This window comes from Pseudomonas sp. AC136, assembly GCF_979258585.1.
On sequence record NZ_OZ409865.1, the window covers coordinates 1,567,036 to 1,588,327 of the forward strand.

Genomic DNA, 21,292 nt, shown 5'->3' on the forward strand with positions numbered 1-21,292 from the left:
GTCAAGTTCGGAATTTCGCCCGCGCAAAATTCGGGTGCTACCATGCCTGCCACCCTGCTTGAGCAAGCTGCCGTTAATGAAACTCGAAGGCCAATTCTGGATCACCCACAACGGTAACGACGTCGCTGGCGAGGCCCGCGTTGCCCTGCTGCGGGCCATTGACGCCACGGGCTCGATCAGCCAGGCGGCCAAAGCCGTGGGCATTAGCTACAAATTCGCCTGGGATTCCATCGACGCCATGAACGGCGCGTCCGGCAGTCCGCTGGTGGCGCGTAGCGCCGGTGGCAAAGGCGGCGGCGGCACCCAACTGACCGAGGCCGGGCGCGCCTTGATCGCCAGCTACCAGCGTTACCAGCAAGAGCACCAAGCCTTCTTGCAGCGCTTGGGCGACGACGCTGGTGTGTCGAGCCTGCTGGAATTCATGGAGCGTCTGCGCATGAAAACCAGCGCGCGTAACCAGCTGTTCGGCAGCGTGGTCGCCGTTCACAACGGTGAGGTCAACGACCTCATCGAGTTTCAGCTCAACACCGGCGAGCGCCTCACCGCCTCGATTACCCACGACAGCACCACGCGCCTGGAATTGCAGCCCGGCGTGGCGCTGTATGCGCTGATTAAAGCGTCATGGGTGCAACTGATGGCCGCCAGCACCGACGCGGCGCAACCCGGCGACAATTGGCTGCACGGCCAAGTGCGCGAGATTATTCGAGGATCAGCGGAAACCGAGGTGTCGCTGACCCTACCCGGTGGCGCCACGCTGGTGGCGGTGCTGAACAATGCCCAGGCGGACACGCTGCAGTTGGACGTTGATCAACCCATCGCGGCCATGATCAAAGCCGCGCACATGATCCTCGGCCGGCTCTGACCCGTGTTATTTCCACCACGGATAGAACGACGGCATCGCGTTGGCTGACTGTTCGCTGTAGTCGGCCGGACGCTTCTCCAGAAACGCCTGCACGCCCTCTTTACCACCGCCAACGCTGGTGTAGAACATGCCGAGCGAATCAACCTTGTGCGCCTCAAGCGGGTGGGGCTGAGCGGCGTTGCGGTACATCATCTGCCGCGTCAGGGCGATGGCCACCGGGTTGTGCTGGGTAATGCGCCGGGCAATTTTGTAAGCCTCCTCGAGCAATTGATCGGCTGGCACCACGGCCTTTACAAAGCGCCCCTGCAAGGCTTCTTCCGGCTTGAGAATGTCGCCGCTGTACACCCACTCCAGCGCTTGGGAAATGCCGACAATGCGCGGCAGAAACCAGCTCGAACACGCCTCCGGCACGATGCCGATCTTGTTGAACACAAACCCGATACGCGCGTGCTCGCTGGCCAGGCGAATGTCCATGGCGCAGGTCATGCTGGCGCCGATGCCCACCGCCGCGCCGTTGATGGCGGCAATCACCGGCTTCTTGCATTCGTAAATCGCCAAGGTCACGCGCCCGCCGGTATCGCGCACGCCGTCGCGAATGGCCGGGTCGTCCAGGCGGTTTTGCATATCTTCCAGGGTCGGCTGCTGGCTTTCGTCCAGGCCGAACACATTGCCGCCTACCGACAAATCCATGCCGGCACAAAACGCGCGGCCCGCGCCGGTCACCACAATGGCGCGAACGTCTTCATCATCACTGGCACGGTTAAACGCATCGATCAGCTCGTGAGCCATCTCCACCGTGAACGCGTTGAGCTGTTCCGGGCGATTAAGGGTCAGGGTCAGAATGTTCTCGCTTACCTGATAACTGAGGGTGTTGTAGGACATGCGCCGCTCCTGGCAAAACCATTGGGGTTCCTATCATGCCTAGCCAGACAAGGCGCGCCCCGGCGATTCGTAGGGCATTTGTGCCAAGGCGAACGGGGTAAATGATTTAATAGCGGCGTTTTTCTCAATGCTTATCCGCCATGTCTGAACTGATTTACTGCGCCCTGCCCGCCGCCCTACGCCCATTGGTGAACAAGTTCTACCGCGCACATCGCTCGCCCATGCGAGCGGGCGCAGACGAGCAGCTGTGGGTGGCGAAAGAAACGGAAATTGTCGCGGCGCTGGGCTTGCGCAGCATCGGTTCGCACGCGGACGAAGGGGTTTGGTTGACCGGTCTGTTTGTGGCGCCGGCGCTGCGCGGTCGCGGCATCGCCAGCCAGCTCGTGGAGGTTGCCTGCACCGAAGCGAACGGCCCGGTGTGGCTTTTTTGCCACCCCACACTTGGCGACTTTTACGCTCGTCTAGGCTTTAGCCGTGGTGAATCGTTGCCGGCTTCCTTGGCTGAACGATTCGCCCGATACCAACGGACCAAAACGCTCGTCGCACTGCGCCGCGATCGCCAGTGATTGGCAAGCGGTTGTCCGCTGTTACACTACGCGCCGCGCGGCCCCAGCCGCCTTCGCCCCACATCGTTTGCGTGTCAGGAACAGCATGAAAATCGACAAAAAAACCGCCATTGCCCGCCGTAATCAACAACTCGGCAGCGCAGTGCTCGGCGTCAACAACACGCACTTCGCGACCATCAACCTGAACAAAAATATCTGGTGGTTCGACATTCCCGTCGGGCGTCTGAAAATCGGCCAGTACGAATGGGTGCACCTGCTGATGCACAACCACGTGACCGATGAGCTGCACCACCTGCGCGTGCCGACCCTGTATTTGCGCACCCATGAAGATGGTCTGGTGACGCGTAACAAAGGCAGCCGCAACGCCACCGTCAGCCTGGAGCTGTCGGCGGATCGGGATTCGCTGTTTCAGGATGTGCGGCCGACGGGTACGGGCGTTAAGTTTGCGGAGTTTGTGCAGGGCTGAGTGGGTGACCTGAAATGGCCGTTTGCAGGGATCGCGGCTGAAGCCGCTCCTACAGACTGCGTCCGGCCTGTGGTTGCGGTTGGTCCGGCGCCTTCCCTTACAAAACCTTTACACCTCACCCCGGCACTTCCTCAATCGAGACGCGTCTTACAGATACCCCGGATTCATCTCGCCCGGGTATCAGGAGACAACCATGTTCAGTCTGCCCAAAGTTGCCCTGCTGTTAGGCAGCCTTGCCCTCGCCGGGCAAGCGTCCGCCCACGGTGGAGACGGTGGACCTTTCGTTTTAGGCGCCGTGGTCGGTGCTGTCGTAGGCGGCGCCGTGGTCGCCTCGCAGCGAGCACCGGTGTACGTCGAAGCCCCGCCGCCGCCCGTTGCCTACTATCCGCCGCCACAACCGGTATACGCGCAGCCTGTGTATGCGCAGCCCGTGTACCCGCAGCCGGTTTATTACCAACCGGTGGTTGTGCAAGCGCCGCGCTATTACGGCCCGCGTTATTACGCTCCACGGCCGGTGTATTACGAGCCGCGCGGCTATGGTCACCACGGTCGCTGGTGATCGCCTGGCAAGAAAAACGCCCACCCCTTCGGTGGGCTTTTTTATGCCCTCAGCCGGATGAGGCGTCGTCTTTGGCGCGCTCGCTTTCTTCTTGCCACCTCGCCCAACGGGCAGGCATCACCCGCCCCGCCAGGTAGGACTTTTCTTCGGTAGTGCCGTCTTCGTTGTGAATGATCAATGTCGCGTCTTTGCCGCGCAGGAAGCGTTCGGTTTCCTGAAGTAGGCGCGCTTTGGTCAGCGCGCGTTTAGAGGGGCGGGTTGCGCCTTTTTTGATGAGTTGCCAGCCCTCTGGCACACGGTTGATGTGGTAGTCGCCCATGCCGTCTATGTCCCTGAATCACTTGCCCATCGGCACCCGGCCGCTACGCCGAGTGCTTGAAGGGTTTTATCGGTGTGTGAAACATCCGAGCAAACTGCCATCGCGGCAGTTCCGTGTAAGGGATGGGCGGTCATCTGCGCCGTTTTTATTGGCTGTAAATAGGGAAAAACGCGGCCGCCATAGTTGCTAAACCGAGTTTGCGCAAGTTTGTTCGCCCATAAAAAAAAAGAAGAGAAGTTGCACTTTAATATCAAAAAACCGTTTGTCGCCAACGACTTAAATTCAGCCGAACGAAACTCCAGCGCTCCCCTTCAGAGTTTCTGTAAGGCCCAAGCGGGTTTTGCGACAACTCATAGAAGAGGAGAAACCAATATGACCACCAACAAAAACCCCGGTAACTTCGCTAATGATCGAGCGCGGGCCTCGGAAGCCGGACGTAAAGGCGGCCACAACAGTGGCGGTAACTTTGCCAACGACCCGCAAAAAGCGTCCGAAGCCGGTCGCAAGGGTGGGCAGGCCAGCCACGGCAATAAAAGCTGACTAGCCGCCCTGCCAAGCAGTACCTACATTCCCTAGCGCCCCGCTAGTTGAATGCACAGAGGCCCGCGACAGCGGGCTTTTGTTTGCGCGGCGTAAAAGGGGCGGTTAGCGATTGCGCTGGCGCCAGTCGCCGCCATTGCGATTGTCGCTGCGATGTTCGCCGCGACGATCATTGCCCCGATGCCCATCCCCTCGATGACCGTCGCGGTCGCGGGCGTGGTGGCGATCACGGTCGCCGTTATAGCGGTGCGGGGCTGGGTAGTAGCCGCGCGGCGGTTGATTCCAGCCGTTGTAAACCGGGCCACGGCGTGGCGCGCTGTAATAACGCGGCGCAGGAGCCGGCACGTAGTAACGAGGAGCCGGTGCGCGGTAATAGCGCGGCGCCGAATACACCTCGTAGCGTTGAACGTACGGCGCGCCGTACACCGTGGTGTAACTCCCGGAGCGACCATAGCTGCGGCCGTAGTTGTCGTCGTAGTCATAACCCGCACAACCCACCAAAGACAGCCCTAACAGGCCAAGCAGCAGGGTTCGATAACGCATCATGGCAGCCTCCTGAGACCGCATGGGAACCGAGCGGCGAATGCCGTTCAGCAGTGTTCCCACGGTCTTGGACAGCACAGATTCCGTCCGGCTTGCTGTAGGGCCATTCATATTCCATTGCCAGTTATTTCATACGCGCACCAAAGCGCAGCACGCCACTACCCTGCGCCTCGTTTTCGCGCACACGCGCTCCTCGGCCGGCGCTTGAAAAACACCTTGAGCCCCATGGGCGCTGGACACTGGGCAACTTGGCACGGCTCTCGCTTTAGTTCAGATGTGCAGGATTAACCGGGCAGTTGCCCGGGTACGCGGCACCACAATTCGCAATGGATGACTAGGGTTCCGGCTAGCGGTTAAAACGCTCAGTGACTGGTCCGAGAGTTATCGACCTCCAGTGAGGTTACACGGCGGGACAAAAGCCCGGGAGACGAACGCCACGCCGCGTTGCGCCTGCCCGCTTTTATCTCGAACTGGAGGTTTTACATGCGCAAGTCCCCGTTATTCGCCCTCGTTCTCGCCGGCCTTGCCGCCACGTTCAGTTTCAGCGCCCAGGCTGCACCCAAAGAAAAATTCAGCGTCTGCTGGACCCTCTACGCCGGCTGGATGCCGTGGGAATACGCAGCCGCCGAAGGCATCGTTGATAAGTGGGCGAAGAAGTACAACATCGCCATCGACGTGGTGCAGCTCAATGACTACGTCGAGTCGATCAACCAGTACACCGCCGGCCAGTTCGATGGCTGCACCATGACCAACATGGACGCCTTGACCATTCCGGCCGCCGGCGGCGTCGATTCCACCGCCCTGGTGGTCAGCGACTTCTCCAACGGCAACGACGGCATCGTGCTCAAAGGCAAAGGCAAAACCCTGGCCGACCTCAAGGGCCAGCCGGTGAATCTGGTCGAGCTTTCGGTTTCTCACTACCTGCTGGCACGCGCCCTGGAAACAGCCGGCATGAGCGAAAAAGACCTCAGCGTGGTGAACACTTCAGACGCCGATATCGCTGCCGCTTTCAACACCAGCGATGTCAATTCGGTGGTCACGTGGAACCCGATGCTGGCGGAAATCAAAGCCCAGCCGGACACCACTGAAGTGTTCAACTCCAGCCAGATTCCCGGCGAGATCATGGACATGATGGTGGTCAACACCGCCACCCTCAAAGACAACCCAGCACTGGGCAAAGCCCTGACCGGCGCCTGGTTCGAAATCATGGAGCTGATGGCCAGCGACACCCCGCGCGCCACCGCCGCACTGGAGCACATGGCCAAGGCCTCAGGCACGGATCTGGCCGGCTTCAAATCGCAACTGGCGACCACCAAACTCTTCTACACCGCCAAAGACGCCCTCGCCTTCGCCACCAGCCCACAGCTGCCGGAAACCATGAGCAAGGTCGCCAGCTTCTCCTTCGCCCACGGCCTGCTCGGTGAAGGCGCCAAAGACGCTGGCGCGGTCGGCATGAGCTTCGCCAAAGACGTGGTCACCGGCGACAGCGGCAACATCAAACTGCGCTTCGACCCCAGCTACGTGCAGATGGCGGCGGATGGCACGCTGTAACCCTGCTGACGATGAACTCGACCAAACCCTCCGTCATTCCCGCGCAGGCGGGAATCCAGAGTGTTGCAGGTGAAGGAAATGGTCGGGGCAACCCGATCCCAAATTCGAGACCCCCATGCGCCTGATCAATCGCCACCCCGACGGTGCCGGCCGACTGCTGCTGATTCTGCTGCCGTTCGCGCTGGTGCTGTTCGCCTACTTCACCGGCTCCTCGGCGCGGTTGGCGGACAACCCCAATGACAAGCTGCTGCCCAGCGCCGTGCAAATGACGGACGCGGTCAAGCGCATGGCGTTTACCGAAGACAAACGCAGCGGCGGCTATCTGCTCTGGCAAGACACCGCTTCCAGCCTGCAACGCCTCGGCATGGGCCTGGGCATTGCCGCCATTATCGGGCTGTGCCTGGGCATCGCCGCTGGCACCCTGCCGCTGTTCAGTGCGCCGCTGTCGCCACTGCTCACGGTGCTGTCGATGGTGCCGCCGCTGGCGATTCTGCCGATTCTGTTTATCGTTTTCGGCCTCGGTGAACTGTCGAAAGTCATGCTTATCGTCATCGGCATCACCCCGGTGCTGGCGCGCGATTTGGAACAACGGGCGCGGGAAATTCCGGCGGAACTGCTGATCAAGGCACAAACCCTCGGCGCTTCGACCTGGACCCTGATTCTGCGCGTGATCCTGCCGCAACTGCTGCCGCGTCTGCTTATCGCCCTGCGCCTGGTGCTCGGTTCGGCCTGGCTGTTTCTGATTGCCGCCGAAGCTATTGCCTCCACCGACGGCCTCGGCTACCGCGTGTTTCTGGTGCGCCGGTATATGGCCATGGACGTGATTCTGCCGTACGTGGTGTGGATCACCCTGCTCGCCTGGCTGATGGACCTGGGCCTCAAGCGCCTGACTCAGTTGGCGTTCCCTTGGTATGAGGGGGCGAAGGCATGAGTGCGTTCATCGAAGTCAAAAATGTGTGGCAAACCTACGGCGATCAAGTGGTTTTGGAGAACCTCAACATCAACGTCGCCGAAGGTGAGTTCTGCACCTTGGTGGGCACCTCGGGCTGCGGCAAATCCACCTTTCTGCGCCTGTTGCTGGGCCAGGAAGTACCGAGCAAAGGGCAGATTCTGCTGGGCGGCCAACAGCTGGTCGGCGAGCCGGATGCCAGCCGGGGCGTGGTGTTTCAGCGCTATTCAGTGTTCCCGCATTTATCGGTGCTGAACAACGTGGCGCTGGGTCTGGAATTGCCGCGCTCGCCGCTGCTCGGGCGCCTGTTCGGCCGGGCCAAACGCGACGCTCGCGAGCAAGCCGCCGAGCTGTTGAAAAAGGTCGGCCTCGGCCACGCGCTGGACAAATACCCGACGCAGCTTTCCGGCGGCATGCAACAACGGCTGGCCATCGCCCAGGTGCTGATCATGCAACCGCGCGTGCTGCTGCTCGACGAACCCTTCGGCGCCCTCGACCCCGGCATCCGCAAAGACATGCACGCGCTGCTACTGGAGCTGTGGCGCGAAACCAAGCTGACGGTATTCATGGTCACCCACGACCTCTCGGAAGGCTTCACCCTCGGCACCCGCATTCTGGTGTTCGACAAGGTTCGCCACGACCCGCACGCGCCGAACGCCTATGGCGCACGCATCACCTACGACATTCCCCTGAACCCCGACCGCCGCGCCACCCGCGCCGCCGTCGACGCCCTGCCGGCGCATGTCACCGGCAGCCTGCATTCCGTCTACCAAGGAGCCTGATCATGACCAGTGCCTTGAGCCTGCGCCCCAGCCTGTATGAAGAAACCGTACCGGGCGGCGGCCATACCTCGTTCGTGCTCAAACGCGGCCAACTGCTGCGCATCACCGACCTCGAAGGCGGCGCCAACGTCAGCCTCATGCTGCTCAATGCCGCCGAGAAAAGTGAGCGCCTGAACCTGCCCGACAGCCTCAAGGGCCAGCACACCGCCAAGCTCACCGTCGGCCATTGCCTGTACTCAGACATGGGCCGTGTTCTGGCCGCCATCACCGCCGACACCTGCGGCTGGCACGACAGTTTTGGCGGCGTACTGAATGCCGCCGAAGTGCAGGAAAAATACGGCGTCGGCCGCTATCAGGAACTGCGCAACGGCTTCTTCCGCAACGGCGTCGACAACCTGTTGGTGGAAATGGGCAAGTGGAACCTCAACCTGCAAGACCTGCTCATGACCCTCAATCTGTTCAGCAAAGTGACGGTCGACAGCGACGGCTGCTTCCACTTTGCCGAGGGCAATTCCAAGGCCGGCGACTACGTCGAGCTGTACGCGCCGATGGACACCTTGGTGGTGCTCACCGCCCTGCAACACCCCATGGACCCCAACCCCGATTACGCGCCAAAGCCAGTGCAACTGAGCTTCAGCAAAGTGGCTGAAGACGGCATCAGCGTGCTGTGCCGCACCTCGCGTCCGGAAAACGGCCGTGGCTTCCACAACACCGAACGTCTGTACATCTGAGGGCCTTAACCATGTCGCTTACCCACAGCCCTTTCCATGAAGAAGCCGCCGTTTACCGCGCCACCATTGCTGCCGGCGAGCCGTTCCTGAAAGAAGTCAAAGCCGGGCAGACCCTGCGCCTGCTCGACCTGGAAGGAAACCAGGCCGTCGACACCTTGTTCTACAGCGCCCGCAACCCGCGCGAGCGCTACGACGTGCAACGCACCCTGCGCAAACAGAACCGCGTGTACCTCACCACGGGCACCGTGCTGTATTCCAACCTCGGCAACCCGCTGCTGACCATCACCGCCGACACCTGCGGGCGCCACGACACCCTCGGCGGCGCCTGCGCGCAAGAGAGCAACACCGTGCGCTACGCCCTCGACAAACGCTACATGCACAGCTGCCGCGACAACTTCCTGCGTGCCAGCCTGCACGACGGCCGCCTGAACAAAGCCGACATCAGCGCCAACATCAACTTCTTCATGAACGTGCCGGTTACGCCTGAAGGCGGGCTGACGTTTGAAGACGGCATTTCCGCTGCCGGCAAATACGTCGAGCTGGTGGCGCACATGGACGTCATCGTGCTGATTTCCAACTGCCCGCAATTGAACAACCCCTGCAACGGCTACAACCCGACGCCCGCGGAGTTTTTGGTATGGGACTGATTCGGCGGTGGTTGTTTGCGCTGTGTCAGAGCCGCAGTGGGCAGGTTTTGCTCCCCTCTCCCGCCTGCGGGAGAGGGGCTGGGGGTGAGGGAAAAGGCAGAACGCAACATCAAAGTCCCCCCTCACCCTAGCCCTCTCCCCGCAGGGGCGAGGGGACGGACCGAGTCCACCTGACGCTTGCACGAAATTCCCACACCGCGGACGACCGCCGGTGCACACCCAAATACAGCGGGACGGCCCGCCTCCCCTTTCGAGGGCTTAACGCCATGTTCACCAAACTGCTGATCGCCAACCGTGGCGCCATTGCCTGCCGCATTTTGCGAACCCTGCGCGCGCTCGAGGTGCAGGGCGTAGCCGTGTATTCCGAGGCCGACGCCGCCAGCCTGCACATTCAGCAAGCCGATGAAGCCTTCAGCCTCGGCGAAGGCGCGGCGGCGGGCACGTATTTGCAGGTGCAGAAAATTCTTGCCGTGGCCCAGCAAACCGGCGCCCAAGCCATTCACCCGGGCTACGGCTTTCTCTCGGAAAACGCCGCCTTTGCCGAAGCCTGCGAAGCCGCCGGCATTGCCTTTGTCGGCCCAACGCCAGAACAACTGCGGGTGTTTGGCCTCAAGCACACGGCGCGCGCCCTGGCCAAGCAGCACGGCGTAGGCATGCTTGAAGGCACCGAACTGCTGGAAAACCTCGACGCCGCCCTAGTGGCGGGCGAACAGGTTGGCTACCCGGTGATGCTGAAAAGCACTGCTGGCGGCGGCGGCATCGGCATGCGCGTGTGCCGTTCGGCCGATGAATTGAGCGAGGCGTTCGACGCGGTCAAACGCTTGGGCCAGAACAACTTCAGCGACGCCGGCGTGTTCATCGAGAAATACATCCAGCGCGCCCGCCACCTGGAAGTGCAGGTGTTCGGCGATGGCGCTGGCGAGGTAATCGCCCTCGGCGTGCGCGACTGTTCCGTGCAGCGGCGCAATCAGAAAGTGCTGGAAGAAACCCCAGCCACCAACCTGCCTGCCGGCATGGCCGACGAACTCTGCGCCGCCGCCATCAAGCTGGCCAAGGCGGTGAACTACCGCAGCGCCGGCACCGTGGAGTTCGTCTACGACAGCGAAGCCAGCCAGTTTTATTTCCTCGAAGTGAACACCCGCTTGCAGGTCGAACACGGCGTGACCGAGCAAGTGTGGGGCGTCGATCTGGTCAGCTGGATGATTCAACTGGCCGCTGGCGACCTGCCGCCGCTCAGCGAATTGAGCGCGAACCTGCGCCCGAACGGCCATGCGATTCAAGCGCGGTTGTATGCGGAAGATCCGGGCCGCGACTTCCAGCCGAGCCCAGGCTTGCTGACCGCCGTGCAGTTCCCGCCGGCCGATGGCAAAACCCTGCGCATCGACACTTGGGTAGAGGCCGGCTGCGAAATTCCGCCCTACTTCGACCCGATGATCGCCAAGCTCATCGCTTGGGCGCCAACCCGCGAAGAAGCCAGCGCCGGGCTTTGCAACGCCTTGGGCGACAGCGTGCTGTACGGCGTGGAAAGCAACCGCGACTACCTGCGCCAAATCATCCAAGACGCCCCGTTCGCCAGCGGCAACCCGTGGACCCGCTGCCTCGAGCAATTGGTTTACAAGGCTGACACCTTCGAGGTGCTCGGCGCCGGCACGCAAACCACCGTGCAGGACTACCCCGGCCGCCTCGGCTACTGGGCCGTTGGCGTACCGCCGTCCGGGCCGATGGACAGTCTGGCGCTGCGTCTGGGCAACCGCTTGCTCGGCAATGAAGAAGGCGCCGCCGCGCTGGAAATCACCATGAGCGGCCCGACGCTGCGCTTTAACACCGATGCGGTATTAGCGGTTACCGGCGCCGACATTCCCCTGAGCCTCGACGGCGCGGCGCAACCGATGAACACCGCGCTGCTGGTAAAAGCCGGCAGCACCCTGACCCTCGGCACCATCGCCGGGGCCGGCGCACGCAGTTACCTGTGCCTGCGCGGCGGCCTGCAAGTGCCGGATTATCTGGGCAGCAAAAGCACCTTCACCCTCGGTCAGTTCGGCGGCCATGGCGGCCGTGCCTTGCGCGCCGGCGATGTGCTGCATATTCCGGCGCTCACCGACGCGAGCCACGGCGCCGCCCTGGACGCCGAGCTGTGCCCGCCGCTGCCCGCCGTGCGCAGCATCCGTGGGATTTACGGTCCCCATGGCGCGCCGGAATATTTCACCCCCGAGTACATCGACACCTTCTTCGCCACGCATTGGGAAGTGCACTTCAACTCCAGCCGCACCGGCGTGCGCCTGATCGGCCCGAAACCGCAATGGGTGCGTGAGAGCGGTGGTGAGGCCGGCCTGCATCCATCGAATATCCACGACAACCCGTATGCCATTGGCGCCGTGGACTTTACCGGCGACATGCCGGTGATCCTCGGGCCCGACGGGCCGAGCCTGGGCGGGTTTGTGTGCCCGGTGACGATTATTGAGGCAGACCTTTGGCAACTGGGGCAGCTGAAGGCTGGGGACAAGGTGCAGTTCACGGCCGTCAGCATTGGCGAAGCGCGCGAACTTCACGCTGCCCGTAGGAGCCAGCTTGCTGGCGAAGCTCCTGCGTTTAACAGCTTCGCCAGCAAGCTGGCTCCTACAAAAACACAGGCGAGCGAGCTAATTTCCCCCATCGTGCTCGACCTCGGCGACAACGACACCCGCCTCGTCGCCCGCCTTTCCGGCGACACCCATTTGCTGGTGGAGATCGGCGCGCCGGAGCTGGATCTGGTGCTGCGCTTCCGTGGCCATGCGCTGATGCAGGCGCTGGAAGCCAAGCAATTGAACGGCGTGATCGACCTGACGCCAGGCATCCGTTCGCTGCAAGTGCACTACCAGCCGGAAACCCTCAGCCTCACCGATTTGCTCGGCATCATCGCCGGCGAGTGGGACGCCGTGTGTGCGGCGCAGAACTTGGAAGTGCCGTCGCGCATCGTGCATTTGCCGCTGTCGTGGGACGACCCGGCGTGCCAGTTGGCCATCGAAAAATACATGACCACCGTGCGCAAAGACGCGCCCTGGTGCCCGAGCAACCTGGAGTTCATCCGCCGCATCAACGACCTGCCCAATCTCGACGAGGTGTACCGCACCGTGTTCGAGGCCAGCTACCTGGTGATGGGCCTGGGCGACGTTTACCTCGGCGCACCGGTGGCCACGCCGCTGGATCCGCGCCACCGCCTGGTGACCACCAAATACAACCCGGCGCGCACCTGGACGGCGGAAAACTCGGTGGGCATCGGCGGCGCGTACATGTGCGTGTACGGCATGGAAGGCCCCGGCGGCTATCAGTTCGTGGGTCGCACGTTGCAGATGTGGAACCGCTACCGCGAAGTCGAGGCGTTCGACGGCAAACCGTGGCTGCTGCGTTTCTTCGACCAGATTCGTTTCTACCCGGTGAGCGCCGAAGAACTGCTGCAAATACGCAAAGACTTCCCCCTGGGCCGCTACCCGCTGCAGATCGAACACAGCGTGCTCAACCTCGCCGACTACCAGGAATTTCTCGCCAAGGAAGCCGACACCATCGGCGCCTTCCGCCGTCAGCAACAAGGCGCTTTTAACGCCGAACGCGAACGCTGGATCGCCAGTGGTCAGGCGCATTTCGACAGCGAAGAAGCGGTGGCCGAACTCGGCGAAGACGCCCCGCTCGCCGTGGGCCAACACAGCATTGAAAGCCATATTGCCGGCAACCTGTGGCAGGTGCAGGTCGAGGCCGGGCACAGCGTCAAGGCCGGCGATGTGCTGGTGATATTGGAGTCGATGAAAATGGAAATTCCGCTACTGGCGCCGCGTGACGGGGTGGTGAAGGAAGTGCGCGTGCAACCGGGCTCGGCGGTCAGGGCTGGGCAGCGGGTTGTTGTGCTGGAGGAAATCTGAAGTCGAAACAAACTCAACGGCTTTGCTCCCCTCCCCCGCTCGCGGGAGAGGGGCCGGGGGTGAGGGCAGACGCACGCGCAAAATCAAAGTCCCCCCTCACCCTAACCCTCTCCCCACAGGGGCGAGGGGACCGACCGAGATTTAGGCAATATTTAAGGAGCCAACCATGACCCACCCATTCGACCTGCGCCTGAGCGCCGTCAAAGCCGCCTACCTGGCCGGCGCCACTACGCCGCGCCAGCTTATCGGCGCGCTGCGTGAGCAAGCTGCAGCACTGAATCCGGAATTCAACCTGTTCATTCATCTGCTCACGCCAGAAGAGCTGGAGCCCTACCTCGCCGCCCTCGACGGCAAAAGCGCCGACAGCCTGCCGCTGTTCGGCGTGCCATTCGCGATCAAGGACAACATTGATCTGGCCGGCATTCCCACCACCGCCGCCTGTCCGGCGTTCGCCTATACGCCGAGCGAATCGTCGACCTTGGTCAAGCAATTGCTGGCCCTTGGCGCCGTGCCGCTGGGCAAGACCAATCTCGACCAATTCGCCACCGGCCTTAACGGCACACGCTCGCCGTATGGCCCGTGCCGCAACAGCGTGAATCCGGACTATCCGTCAGGCGGTTCGAGCGCGGGTTCGTCGCTGGCCGTTGCGCTCGGCGTCGCCAGCTTCTCGTTGGGCACCGACACTGCCGGTTCCGGTCGTGTGCCGGCAGCGCTGAATAATCTGGTTGGGCTGAAGGCCACCAAAGGTTTGCTCTCCACGGCAGGCGTGGTGCCGGCCTGTCGCACGCTGGATTGCGTCACCTACTTCACCGCCACTGCGCGCGAAGCCAGCCAACTACTGGCGCTTACGGCCACGCTCGATCCGGCCGATGAATACAGCCGCAAAAATCCCCTTTGGAACGATGGCAGTGCGTTCGGCGTACCGCGCAAAGGCTTCCGCTTCGGTGTGCCGAAGCAGCTTGAGTTCCTCGGCTGCCCGCAAAGCCCGGCGCTGTTCGCGGCCACCGTGAAGCAACTTGAAGCGCTGGGCGGCGTGGCTGTAGAACTCGATTTCGAACCCTTCGCCGAAGCCGCGCGCCTGCTCTATGAAGGCCCGTGGGTGGCCGAGCGCTACAGCGTGGCCGGCGAGCTGATCGAGGCGCAGCCCGACGCCGTGCTGCCGGTGATTCATGCCGTGCTGTCGAAAGCTCCGGGCACCACGGCGGTTGAATTATTCCGCGCGCAGTACCGTTTGCAGCAGCTCAAAGCCGTGTGTGATCGCGCCATGGCCCAGCTGGACTGCGTGCTCACCCCGGCCTACCCGCGCCCGGTCACCCTGGCCGAGCTGGACGCCGAGCCGGTGAAACGCAATACCGACCTGGGCTACTACACCAACTTTATGAACATGCTCGACTACGCCGCCATCGCTGTGCCGGCCGGTTTCATGGCCAATGGCTTGCCCTGGGGCGTGACGCTGTTTGGGCGGCCGTTCACTGACCAGTACCTGCTCGGCCTCGCCGATGGGTTGCAGCGTCAACACGGTTTGCCGATAGCGGGCGAACGCAGCTTGAGCCTCAGCGCACCGGGCGCCATCGCGCGCAATGACCTGGCACGCGTGGTGGTATGTGGCGCGCACCTGGACGGACTGCCGCTGAACTGGCAACTCAAACAACGCGGCGGCCGACTGCTGACAGCCACGCAAAGCTCACCTGACTACCAACTCTGGGCGCTGGCCGGCGGCCCACCGTTCCGTCCGGGTATGGTTCGCGTCGCCGAGGGCGGCGTAGCAATCGAAGTGGAGGTGTGGGAATTGCCGAGCAGCGAGCTGGGCTCGTTCCTCACCGGCATTCCAGCGCCCCTCGGTTTGGGCAAGGTGCAACTGGCCGATGGCAGCTGGGAGAGCGGGTTTATCTGCGAGCCGTATGGCTTGGAAGGGGCCAGCGACATCAGCCATTTCGGCGGCTGGCGCGCCTACCTGAAAAGCAGATAATTCGTAGGATCCAGCGTGCTGGCGAAGGGGTCGATCCACACCCTTCGCCAGAATCTGCTACCTGAATCCTCAAGACTCGACTCGCCACTGCTAGCTGACGTCAGCGGGATACCGAGCTAGCATGTCCCATTCCGTCAGAGCTGCTGGTCCAATGCCGTTACGTGCCCCAACCCAAACTGCTCAGCGTTATCTGGTAGTGGCGTTATTGCTACTACTGGCCAGCGGTTTTCTGGCCACCTCGCTGGTCAGCTATTACGCCTCGCTTGATTCGATTCGCAGCAGCATCGTAGACACCGAACTGCCGCTGACGTCCGACAACGTCTATTCGGAAATTCAGAAAGACCTGGTCCGGCCCATTCTTATCTCGTCGATGATGAGCCGCGACACCTTCATGCGCGACTGGGTGCTTGATGGCGAGCAGAATCCGGAACAGCTCACGCGCTACCTCGCCGAAGTACAGGCCCACTACGGGGCGTTCACCAGCTTCTTCATCTCGGAGAAAACCCATCGCTATTACCAGGCCAAAGGCCTGCTGAAAACCGTGCGCGAGGACGAGTCGCGCGACGTCTGGTATTTCCGTGTGCGCGACATGCACGCGCCGTATGAAATCAATGTGGATGTGGACATGGCCAACGAGGACCGGCTGACCATCTTCATCAACTACAAAGTGACCGACTTCAACGGCAACTTCATCGGCGCCACGGGTGTGGGGCTGACCGTGGACGCAGTAGTCAAGCTGATCGACACCTACCAGCAGCGCTACGGTCGCTCGGTGTACTTCGTCGATACCCAAGGCAACATCGTACTCACGGGAGCTTCGGGCGGGCCGCTCGGCGCCAGGGTCGGCCAGTCGCTCAATGACGTGCCTGGGCTCGACGAACTGAAGAAAAATCTGCCCAAGCCCCAAAGCGGAAACTTCAAGTATCGGGAACACGGCCGCGACCACTTCCTGAATGTGCGTTATATCCCGGAGCTGAACTGGTATCTGTTTGTCGACAAGCATGAAGACGACGCCTTGGCCGGCGTGCGCAAAACCCTGTACCTGAACTTGCTGATTTGCGCAGTGGTGACCGGATTGGTGTTGCTGCTGGTGAACCTGGCGCTGCGCCGTTATCAGGCACGCATCGTGGCGCTCGCCACCACCGACACCCTGACCCGACTGCCCAACCGCCGAGGCTTCGACATTCTCGCCAATCAGGCTTTACAAGAGGCGGTGCGCGAACAGAAGCCGCTCGCCACGCTGATGATCGACCTCGACAACTTCAAAACCCTTAACGACACCCACGGCCATCTGGCCGGCGATGACGTGCTGCGGGGTTTCGCCGCCAACCTGCGCGGTTGCTTGCGTCAGGCCGATATCATCTGCCGATGGGGCGGTGAAGAATTCATCGTATTGCTCAAAGACACCAACCCCGCCGCGGCGCAGCTGATTGCCGAAAAGGTGCGCCTTCTGGCCGAGCAAAGCCGCTATGCCGTCGGCGATCAGGTGCTGCAAGTAAACACCAGTATCGGCCTCACCGAGCTGGCGCCAGGCGACACCTTGCACACCCTGCTCAGCCGAGCCGACCGCGCGCTGTACCGCGCCAAACAATCAGGCCGCAACCGCGTGTGCATCGAGCCCGGCCATGCCAACTGACACCGAGCGCTGCCCGCTGTGTGGGCAGGCGAACCAGTGCGCGGTGGGCAGTGATGATTGCTGGTGCTTCAGCGCCGAAATATCGGCCGAGGCGTTGGCGCGGTTGAGTGATGAGCAGATTGATAAAAGCTGCTTGTGCCCGCGCTGCGCAAAAAGGACCGAACCGGCCCAACCAGACGTCCCGATGCGGTTACGACCGCATCGCGGCTAAAGCCGCTCCCACGCAACCCTTTTCCGCGTGAGCACCGAATGCGCCTAGATCGTTTTCTCTCCAACCTTCCCGCCGCCACCCGCTTCGATGCGCGGGCGCAGCTGGCTGCCGGGCGGGTAAAGGTGGACGGTGTGGTAACGCGCGATGGCCTGCTGGATATCCGCGAATTCAATCGCGTGGAGCTGGATGGGCAGTTACTGCAAACGGGCAAACCGGCGCTGTATTTCATGCTGCACAAACCCGCCGGCTACGTGAGCGCCACCGAACATGAGGAGCACCCCACCGTGCTCGACCTGTTGCCCGACGCCGCCGAGCACGACCTGCACCTGGCCGGCCGCCTGGACCTGACCACCACCGGTTTGCTGCTGCTGACCAACGATGGTCAATGGTCGCGGCGGGTAACCCAACCGACCAGCAAACAACCAAAGGTTTACTACGTAGAGACCGAGCAGGCGATCACCGACGACTACCACGCCGTGTTCGCCGAGGGCCTGTACTTCGCCTACGAAAACCTCACCACCCTGCCCGCTCAGCTCGACATTCTTAGCTCGCACAGTGCTCGGCTGACGCTCTATGAAGGCCGTTATCACCAGGTGAAACGCATGTTCGGCCACTTCCAAAACAAAGTGCTGCGCCTGCACCGGGAAAGCGTGGGGGCGCTGGTGCTTGATGCGGCGCTAGCGCCGGGCGAATACCGGGCGCTGAGTGCGGATGAGATTGCGGCGTTTTGAGGGAAGAACAGCCGCTGCCATATCGAATCGCGGCTGACTGTAGGAGAGGCTTTAGCCTCGATTCCTGCAAGGGAATGACGATGAACCTAAGCAAAACCTCCGTCATTCCCGCGAAGGCGGGAATCCAGAGTCTCGAAAAGGAATACCGATCCACAGGCGCTCACCCGACCAGCAAACCACTCCCACCAACTGTCCACATCTCCCCCACCCAAGCAGCCAAAAAATTTCGGGACTAAAGTCGCTACTACTCGCTCAAAACCCATGCAGTCGTTCTGGAGGGCCGTGATGAAGGCGCTGAAGTTGCTCGTGGGTTCGCTCGTTGTCATTTCGCTTACCGGCGCCGTCACTGCGCCGGCCACCTTGGCCCCGTTGCCGTCCGCGCAAGACCTGCGCCAGCAGCTGCAAGATCTCAAGCCGGGCCAGTTTCTGTGGTATCCGCAGGTATCACCGCAAGGCCCGGTGACGGTAGTGGTCAGCCTCACCGAACAACGCGCCTACGTGTACAGAAACGGCATCGCCATCGGCGTCAGCACGGTCAGCAGCGGCAAGAAAGGCCGCGAAACGCCAACCGGTGTATTCAGCATTTTGCAGAAAAGCGTCGAGCATAAATCCGACCTCTACAACGACGCGCCCATGCCGTATATGCAGCGCCTGACGTGGGACGGCGTGGCGTTGCACGCAGGCCATTTGCCGGGCTATCCGGCCTCCCACGGCTGCGTGCGCCTGCCCATGGAGTTCGCCAAAAAGCTGTTCGAAACCACCGGTTTCAGCTCCACCACCGTGATTGTTTCCGACGCCCACAGCGCGCCGGTTGAGGTGTATCACCCCGGTTTGCTGGCGCCGACCGTGAGCGCCGGCAAACCGGTGGCGACCGCCGTGTTGAGTGGCGACACGTTCTGGAATGACCCTGGCGTCAGCGCCGGGCCGCTGTCGGTGTTGATCAGCCGCGCTGACCTGCGCGCCTATGTATTCCGCGGCGGCCAATTGGTGGGCAGCGCGCCGGTGCTGTCGCTAGACAGTAACGAGCAACACCGTGGCATGGCGGTTTTTTCGCTGCTGGAAAAGCCTTCCACCAACGAACTGCTGCCGCCGCAACCGCTGCATTGGTCGGCCGTGCAAGTGACCAACCCGGAATACGGCAACTCCCCGCGCGACCAACTGGGCTCGCTCAGCGTCGACCCGCAGTTCCTCAAGAACCTGCACGCCGCGATGGACATCGGCAGCACGCTGGTGATTACCGACCTCGCCTCCACTTCGCAAACGCGCAACAACGGCAACTTCACCGTGATCACCACCGAAGCCGAAAAAAGCCCGTAACCGCTGGTCAAAAAATGATCGGAAGGCTTCGATCATTTGTGCACAATGCGCCCGCACTCGAACTCAAACAGGGCCATTTGATTGTTCACTCGACTTCTTTGGGGACGCGCTATTCAGCGCTGCGCGGGCGTTATCGGCCTGCTCGCCTTCACCAGCGGTTTCGCTGCCCAGGCGCAAACCTTGCCCAGCGCCACCGACCTGCAACGCCTCGCGCCCAGCGCCAGCCTGAGCGCGCTAAAGCTCGCGCTCACCGCCTACCAGTGCGCCAGCCAGACCGACCCGGACAAACTGCTGACCGTCATCGACTACTCCAAACCCTCACGCGACAAGCGCCTATGGGTGTTCGACCTCAAGCATAAAAAGCTGCTGTTCGAGGAATGGGTCGCCCACGGCAAAAACAGCGGCGCCGACTTGGCCACCTCGTTTTCCAACGTGCCCAACAGCTACCAAAGCTCTATCGGCCTGTACCAAACCGGCGTCACCTACAGCGGCAAACACGGCCGCTCGTTGCGCCTGGTCGGCCTGGAACCGGGCTTCAACGACAACAGTCAATCGCGCGCCATCGTCATGCATGCCGCTGCGTATGCCGACCCGAAAGTGGTGCCAGGTCTTGGCCGGCTCGGTCGCAGCCAAGGCTGCCCCGCCGTGCGCCCAGCCATTGCCGGCAAACTGATCGACACCCTGAAAACCGGCAGCTACGTATTCGCCTACTACCCGCAGAAAAAATGGCTCGACACCTCGCGCTACCTCGGCGCGCAGAGCTGCCCGAGCACCGGCGAAACGCTGGCTGTTGTACAAAAGTGAATGCGCGTGACCGGCAGGCGAAACCGGTCACTCATCGGACAGCCCGTGCCACAGCCGTTTAATTTCCAAAAAAGCCCCGCCGTGCGCTTGCAGTGGTAAACGGTGGCTGCTTAAATCTAGTCACAAGGTCAGAGCGTGACTTATCAGTCACCACGACCATCTAAGCACGTCCCCGGTTACTGACGCCCTGCGTCAATTGGATTCCTGCCTGGTTCACCCCGCCTTCTCGCACGCGCTCCCCGCGCCGTGCAGCAGCTGTGTTGTTCGATCCTAACCGCTTTAAAAACAATAACTTACTTATTTTCATGGCTGACATTCAGTTGTCATGTCCAGGCGTTTTGCTGTCTGCCCAACACGGCTCTTTTTAGCGGCTACCCCGCTTACCGGAGCACCACCTTGCGCCAAGGAGGAAAACGACATGAGGCCAGAAACCGCCGTCGTTCATGCAAACAGCCACAACGTACACACCGAGTACTACGCCAACCCGGCGGCGCGTAAAACCGTCATCCTGGTTAACGGCTCGTTGGCCACCACCGCCTCGTTCGCGCACACGCTCAAATACCTGACGCCGCAATTCAACGTCGTCTGCTACGACCAGCCCTACGCCGGCCAATCGAAAGCGCACAACGCCCACGCGCACCCCATCAGCAAAGAAGACGAAGCCGAAATTCTGCTCGAGCTGATCGAACACTTCGACGCCGACTACGTGTCGTCCTTCTCCTGGGGCGGCGTGGCCGCGCTGCTGGCCCTGGCGCAGCGGCCCAAACGTATCGAGAAAGCAGTGATCAACTCCTTCTCGCCGCTGCTGAACGAGCCGATGCTCGACTACCTGGAAAAAGGCCTGTTCTACCTGCACACCATGGACCGCGAGAACATGGGGCACCTGGTCAACGACACCATCGGCAAACACTTGCCCTCGCTGTTCAAACGCTACAACCACCGGCACATTAGCAACCTGCACGACCACGAATACCGGCAGATGTACGCGCACATCCACAAAGTGCTGCACCTGGACACGCATTGCCAAATGGCCTGCCTGCACAGCATCGACACGCCGCTGCTATTCATCAACGGCGAGCACGACGAATACACCACCGCCACCGACGCCCGCCTGTTCGGCAACCACCTCAACGACTGCCAATTCACCACCGTGACCAACGCCGGTCATTTCCTCGACATGGAACACAAAGGCGCCTGGCAGCAAACCCAAGCCGCCATGCTCGGCTTCCTGCAAACCGGCCAACAACGCCGCGTCCCGACGTACGAGGTCACGACCGCCATCGCCGTGTAACCCACGTACGAAAAGCCCGCCCACCGCGAAAAACATCGCCCTG

At 61.9% G+C, this 21,292-nt stretch carries 21 protein-coding genes and 1 riboswitch; of the genes, 18 read left to right on the plus strand and 3 right to left on the minus strand.

The features are described from left to right. Positions 1–76: 76 nt before the first annotated feature. Complete coding sequence (locus ACZZZU_RS06975; RefSeq protein WP_463550192.1) at positions 77–862, plus strand: TOBE domain-containing protein; 786 nt, start codon at positions 77–79, stop codon at positions 860–862. A gap of 6 nt (positions 863–868) precedes the next feature. On the opposite strand, the gene ACZZZU_RS06980 is transcribed toward ACZZZU_RS06975, so the two are convergent. Beyond that, positions 869–1,744, minus strand: a complete 876-nt coding sequence (locus ACZZZU_RS06980) for a crotonase/enoyl-CoA hydratase family protein (RefSeq protein ID WP_463550193.1) — start codon at positions 1,742–1,744, stop codon at positions 869–871. A 140-nt stretch (positions 1,745–1,884) separates the two neighbouring features. On the opposite strand from ACZZZU_RS06980, the gene ACZZZU_RS06985 reads away from it, so the two are divergent. The 3 genes from ACZZZU_RS06985 to ACZZZU_RS06995 all read left to right on the plus strand — a co-directional run bounded on the left by ACZZZU_RS06985 (position 1,885) and on the right by ACZZZU_RS06995 (position 3,335). Further along, positions 1,885–2,310 (plus strand): GNAT family N-acetyltransferase, encoded by a 426-nt coding sequence (locus tag ACZZZU_RS06985; RefSeq protein ID WP_463550194.1) that lies wholly within the window; start codon positions 1,885–1,887, stop codon positions 2,308–2,310. An 85-nt stretch (positions 2,311–2,395) separates the two neighbouring features. Beyond that, positions 2,396–2,776, plus strand: coding sequence for a hypothetical protein (locus tag ACZZZU_RS06990; RefSeq protein ID WP_463383403.1), 381 nt, complete (start codon positions 2,396–2,398; stop codon positions 2,774–2,776). A 193-nt stretch (positions 2,777–2,969) separates the two neighbouring features. After that, positions 2,970–3,335: a hypothetical protein gene (locus ACZZZU_RS06995; protein WP_463550195.1), complete on the plus strand. Its 366-nt coding sequence runs from the start codon at positions 2,970–2,972 to the stop codon at positions 3,333–3,335. Between the two features lie 49 nt (positions 3,336–3,384). Here ACZZZU_RS06995 and ACZZZU_RS07000 read toward each other — a convergent pair whose 3' ends face one another. After that, entirely contained in the window at positions 3,385–3,654 is a 270-nt protein-coding gene (locus ACZZZU_RS07000) for a DUF2188 domain-containing protein (protein WP_463550196.1), read from the minus strand. 372 nt (positions 3,655–4,026) lie between these two features. On the opposite strand from ACZZZU_RS07000, the gene ACZZZU_RS07005 reads away from it, so the two are divergent. Then, entirely contained in the window at positions 4,027–4,194 is a 168-nt protein-coding gene (locus ACZZZU_RS07005) for a con-10 family general stress protein (protein WP_122493769.1), read from the plus strand. A 105-nt stretch (positions 4,195–4,299) separates the two neighbouring features. On the opposite strand, the gene ACZZZU_RS07010 is transcribed toward ACZZZU_RS07005, so the two are convergent. Continuing rightward, positions 4,300–4,740, minus strand: coding sequence for a hypothetical protein (locus tag ACZZZU_RS07010; protein WP_463550197.1), 441 nt, complete (start codon positions 4,738–4,740; stop codon positions 4,300–4,302). Between the two features lie 320 nt (positions 4,741–5,060). Beyond that, a riboswitch (guanidine-I (ykkC/yxkD leader) is annotated at positions 5,061–5,166 on the plus strand. Positions 5,167–5,220: 54 nt separating this feature from the next. Here ACZZZU_RS07010 and ACZZZU_RS07015 point away from each other — a divergent pair. From ACZZZU_RS07015 to ACZZZU_RS07075, 13 genes are all read left to right on the plus strand, one after another. After that, positions 5,221–6,288 carry a putative urea ABC transporter substrate-binding protein gene (locus tag ACZZZU_RS07015; RefSeq protein WP_463550198.1) on the plus strand — a complete coding sequence of 356 codons (1,068 nt, stop codon included), beginning with the start codon at positions 5,221–5,223 and terminating at the stop codon, positions 6,286–6,288. A 115-nt stretch (positions 6,289–6,403) separates the two neighbouring features. Continuing rightward, complete coding sequence (locus ACZZZU_RS07020; RefSeq protein WP_463539621.1) at positions 6,404–7,219, plus strand: ABC transporter permease; 816 nt, start codon at positions 6,404–6,406, stop codon at positions 7,217–7,219. Next, positions 7,216–8,019, plus strand: a complete 804-nt coding sequence (locus ACZZZU_RS07025) for an ABC transporter ATP-binding protein (RefSeq protein ID WP_463550199.1) — start codon at positions 7,216–7,218, stop codon at positions 8,017–8,019. Before ACZZZU_RS07020 ends, ACZZZU_RS07025 begins: the two co-directional genes overlap by 4 nt. A gap of 2 nt (positions 8,020–8,021) precedes the next feature. Beyond that, a complete protein-coding gene (locus ACZZZU_RS07030) occupies positions 8,022–8,750 on the plus strand; it encodes an urea amidolyase associated protein UAAP1 (RefSeq protein ID WP_463550200.1) in 729 nt (242 codons plus the stop codon). A gap of 11 nt (positions 8,751–8,761) precedes the next feature. Then, positions 8,762–9,397: an urea amidolyase associated protein UAAP2 gene (locus ACZZZU_RS07035; protein WP_122493774.1), complete on the plus strand. Its 636-nt coding sequence runs from the start codon at positions 8,762–8,764 to the stop codon at positions 9,395–9,397. A gap of 266 nt (positions 9,398–9,663) precedes the next feature. Then, positions 9,664–13,290: an urea carboxylase gene (uca, locus tag ACZZZU_RS07040; protein ID WP_463550201.1), complete on the plus strand. Its 3,627-nt coding sequence runs from the start codon at positions 9,664–9,666 to the stop codon at positions 13,288–13,290. Positions 13,291–13,456: 166 nt separating this feature from the next. Continuing rightward, on the plus strand, positions 13,457–15,259 hold the full coding sequence (gene atzF / locus ACZZZU_RS07045; protein ID WP_463550202.1) for an allophanate hydrolase: 1,803 nt from the start codon (positions 13,457–13,459) through the stop codon (positions 15,257–15,259). A gap of 151 nt (positions 15,260–15,410) precedes the next feature. Then, entirely contained in the window at positions 15,411–16,895 is a 1,485-nt protein-coding gene (locus ACZZZU_RS07050) for a sensor domain-containing diguanylate cyclase (RefSeq protein ID WP_463550203.1), read from the plus strand. After that, entirely contained in the window at positions 16,885–17,106 is a 222-nt protein-coding gene (locus ACZZZU_RS07055) for a cysteine-rich CWC family protein (RefSeq protein WP_122493778.1), read from the plus strand. The genes ACZZZU_RS07050 and ACZZZU_RS07055 overlap by 11 nt, the downstream gene beginning before the upstream one ends. A gap of 38 nt (positions 17,107–17,144) precedes the next feature. Beyond that, positions 17,145–17,837, plus strand: a complete 693-nt coding sequence (locus tag ACZZZU_RS07060; RefSeq protein ID WP_463550204.1) for a pseudouridine synthase — start codon at positions 17,145–17,147, stop codon at positions 17,835–17,837. Between the two features lie 282 nt (positions 17,838–18,119). Continuing rightward, entirely contained in the window at positions 18,120–19,154 is a 1,035-nt protein-coding gene (locus ACZZZU_RS07065) for a L,D-transpeptidase (RefSeq protein WP_463552116.1), read from the plus strand. Positions 19,155–19,265: 111 nt separating this feature from the next. Continuing rightward, positions 19,266–19,958 carry a murein L,D-transpeptidase catalytic domain family protein gene (locus ACZZZU_RS07070; RefSeq protein WP_463552117.1) on the plus strand — a complete coding sequence of 231 codons (693 nt, stop codon included), beginning with the start codon at positions 19,266–19,268 and terminating at the stop codon, positions 19,956–19,958. Positions 19,959–20,376: 418 nt separating this feature from the next. After that, on the plus strand, positions 20,377–21,249 hold the full coding sequence (locus ACZZZU_RS07075; protein WP_463550205.1) for an alpha/beta fold hydrolase: 873 nt from the start codon (positions 20,377–20,379) through the stop codon (positions 21,247–21,249). The last annotated feature ends 43 nt before the right edge of the window (positions 21,250–21,292 follow it).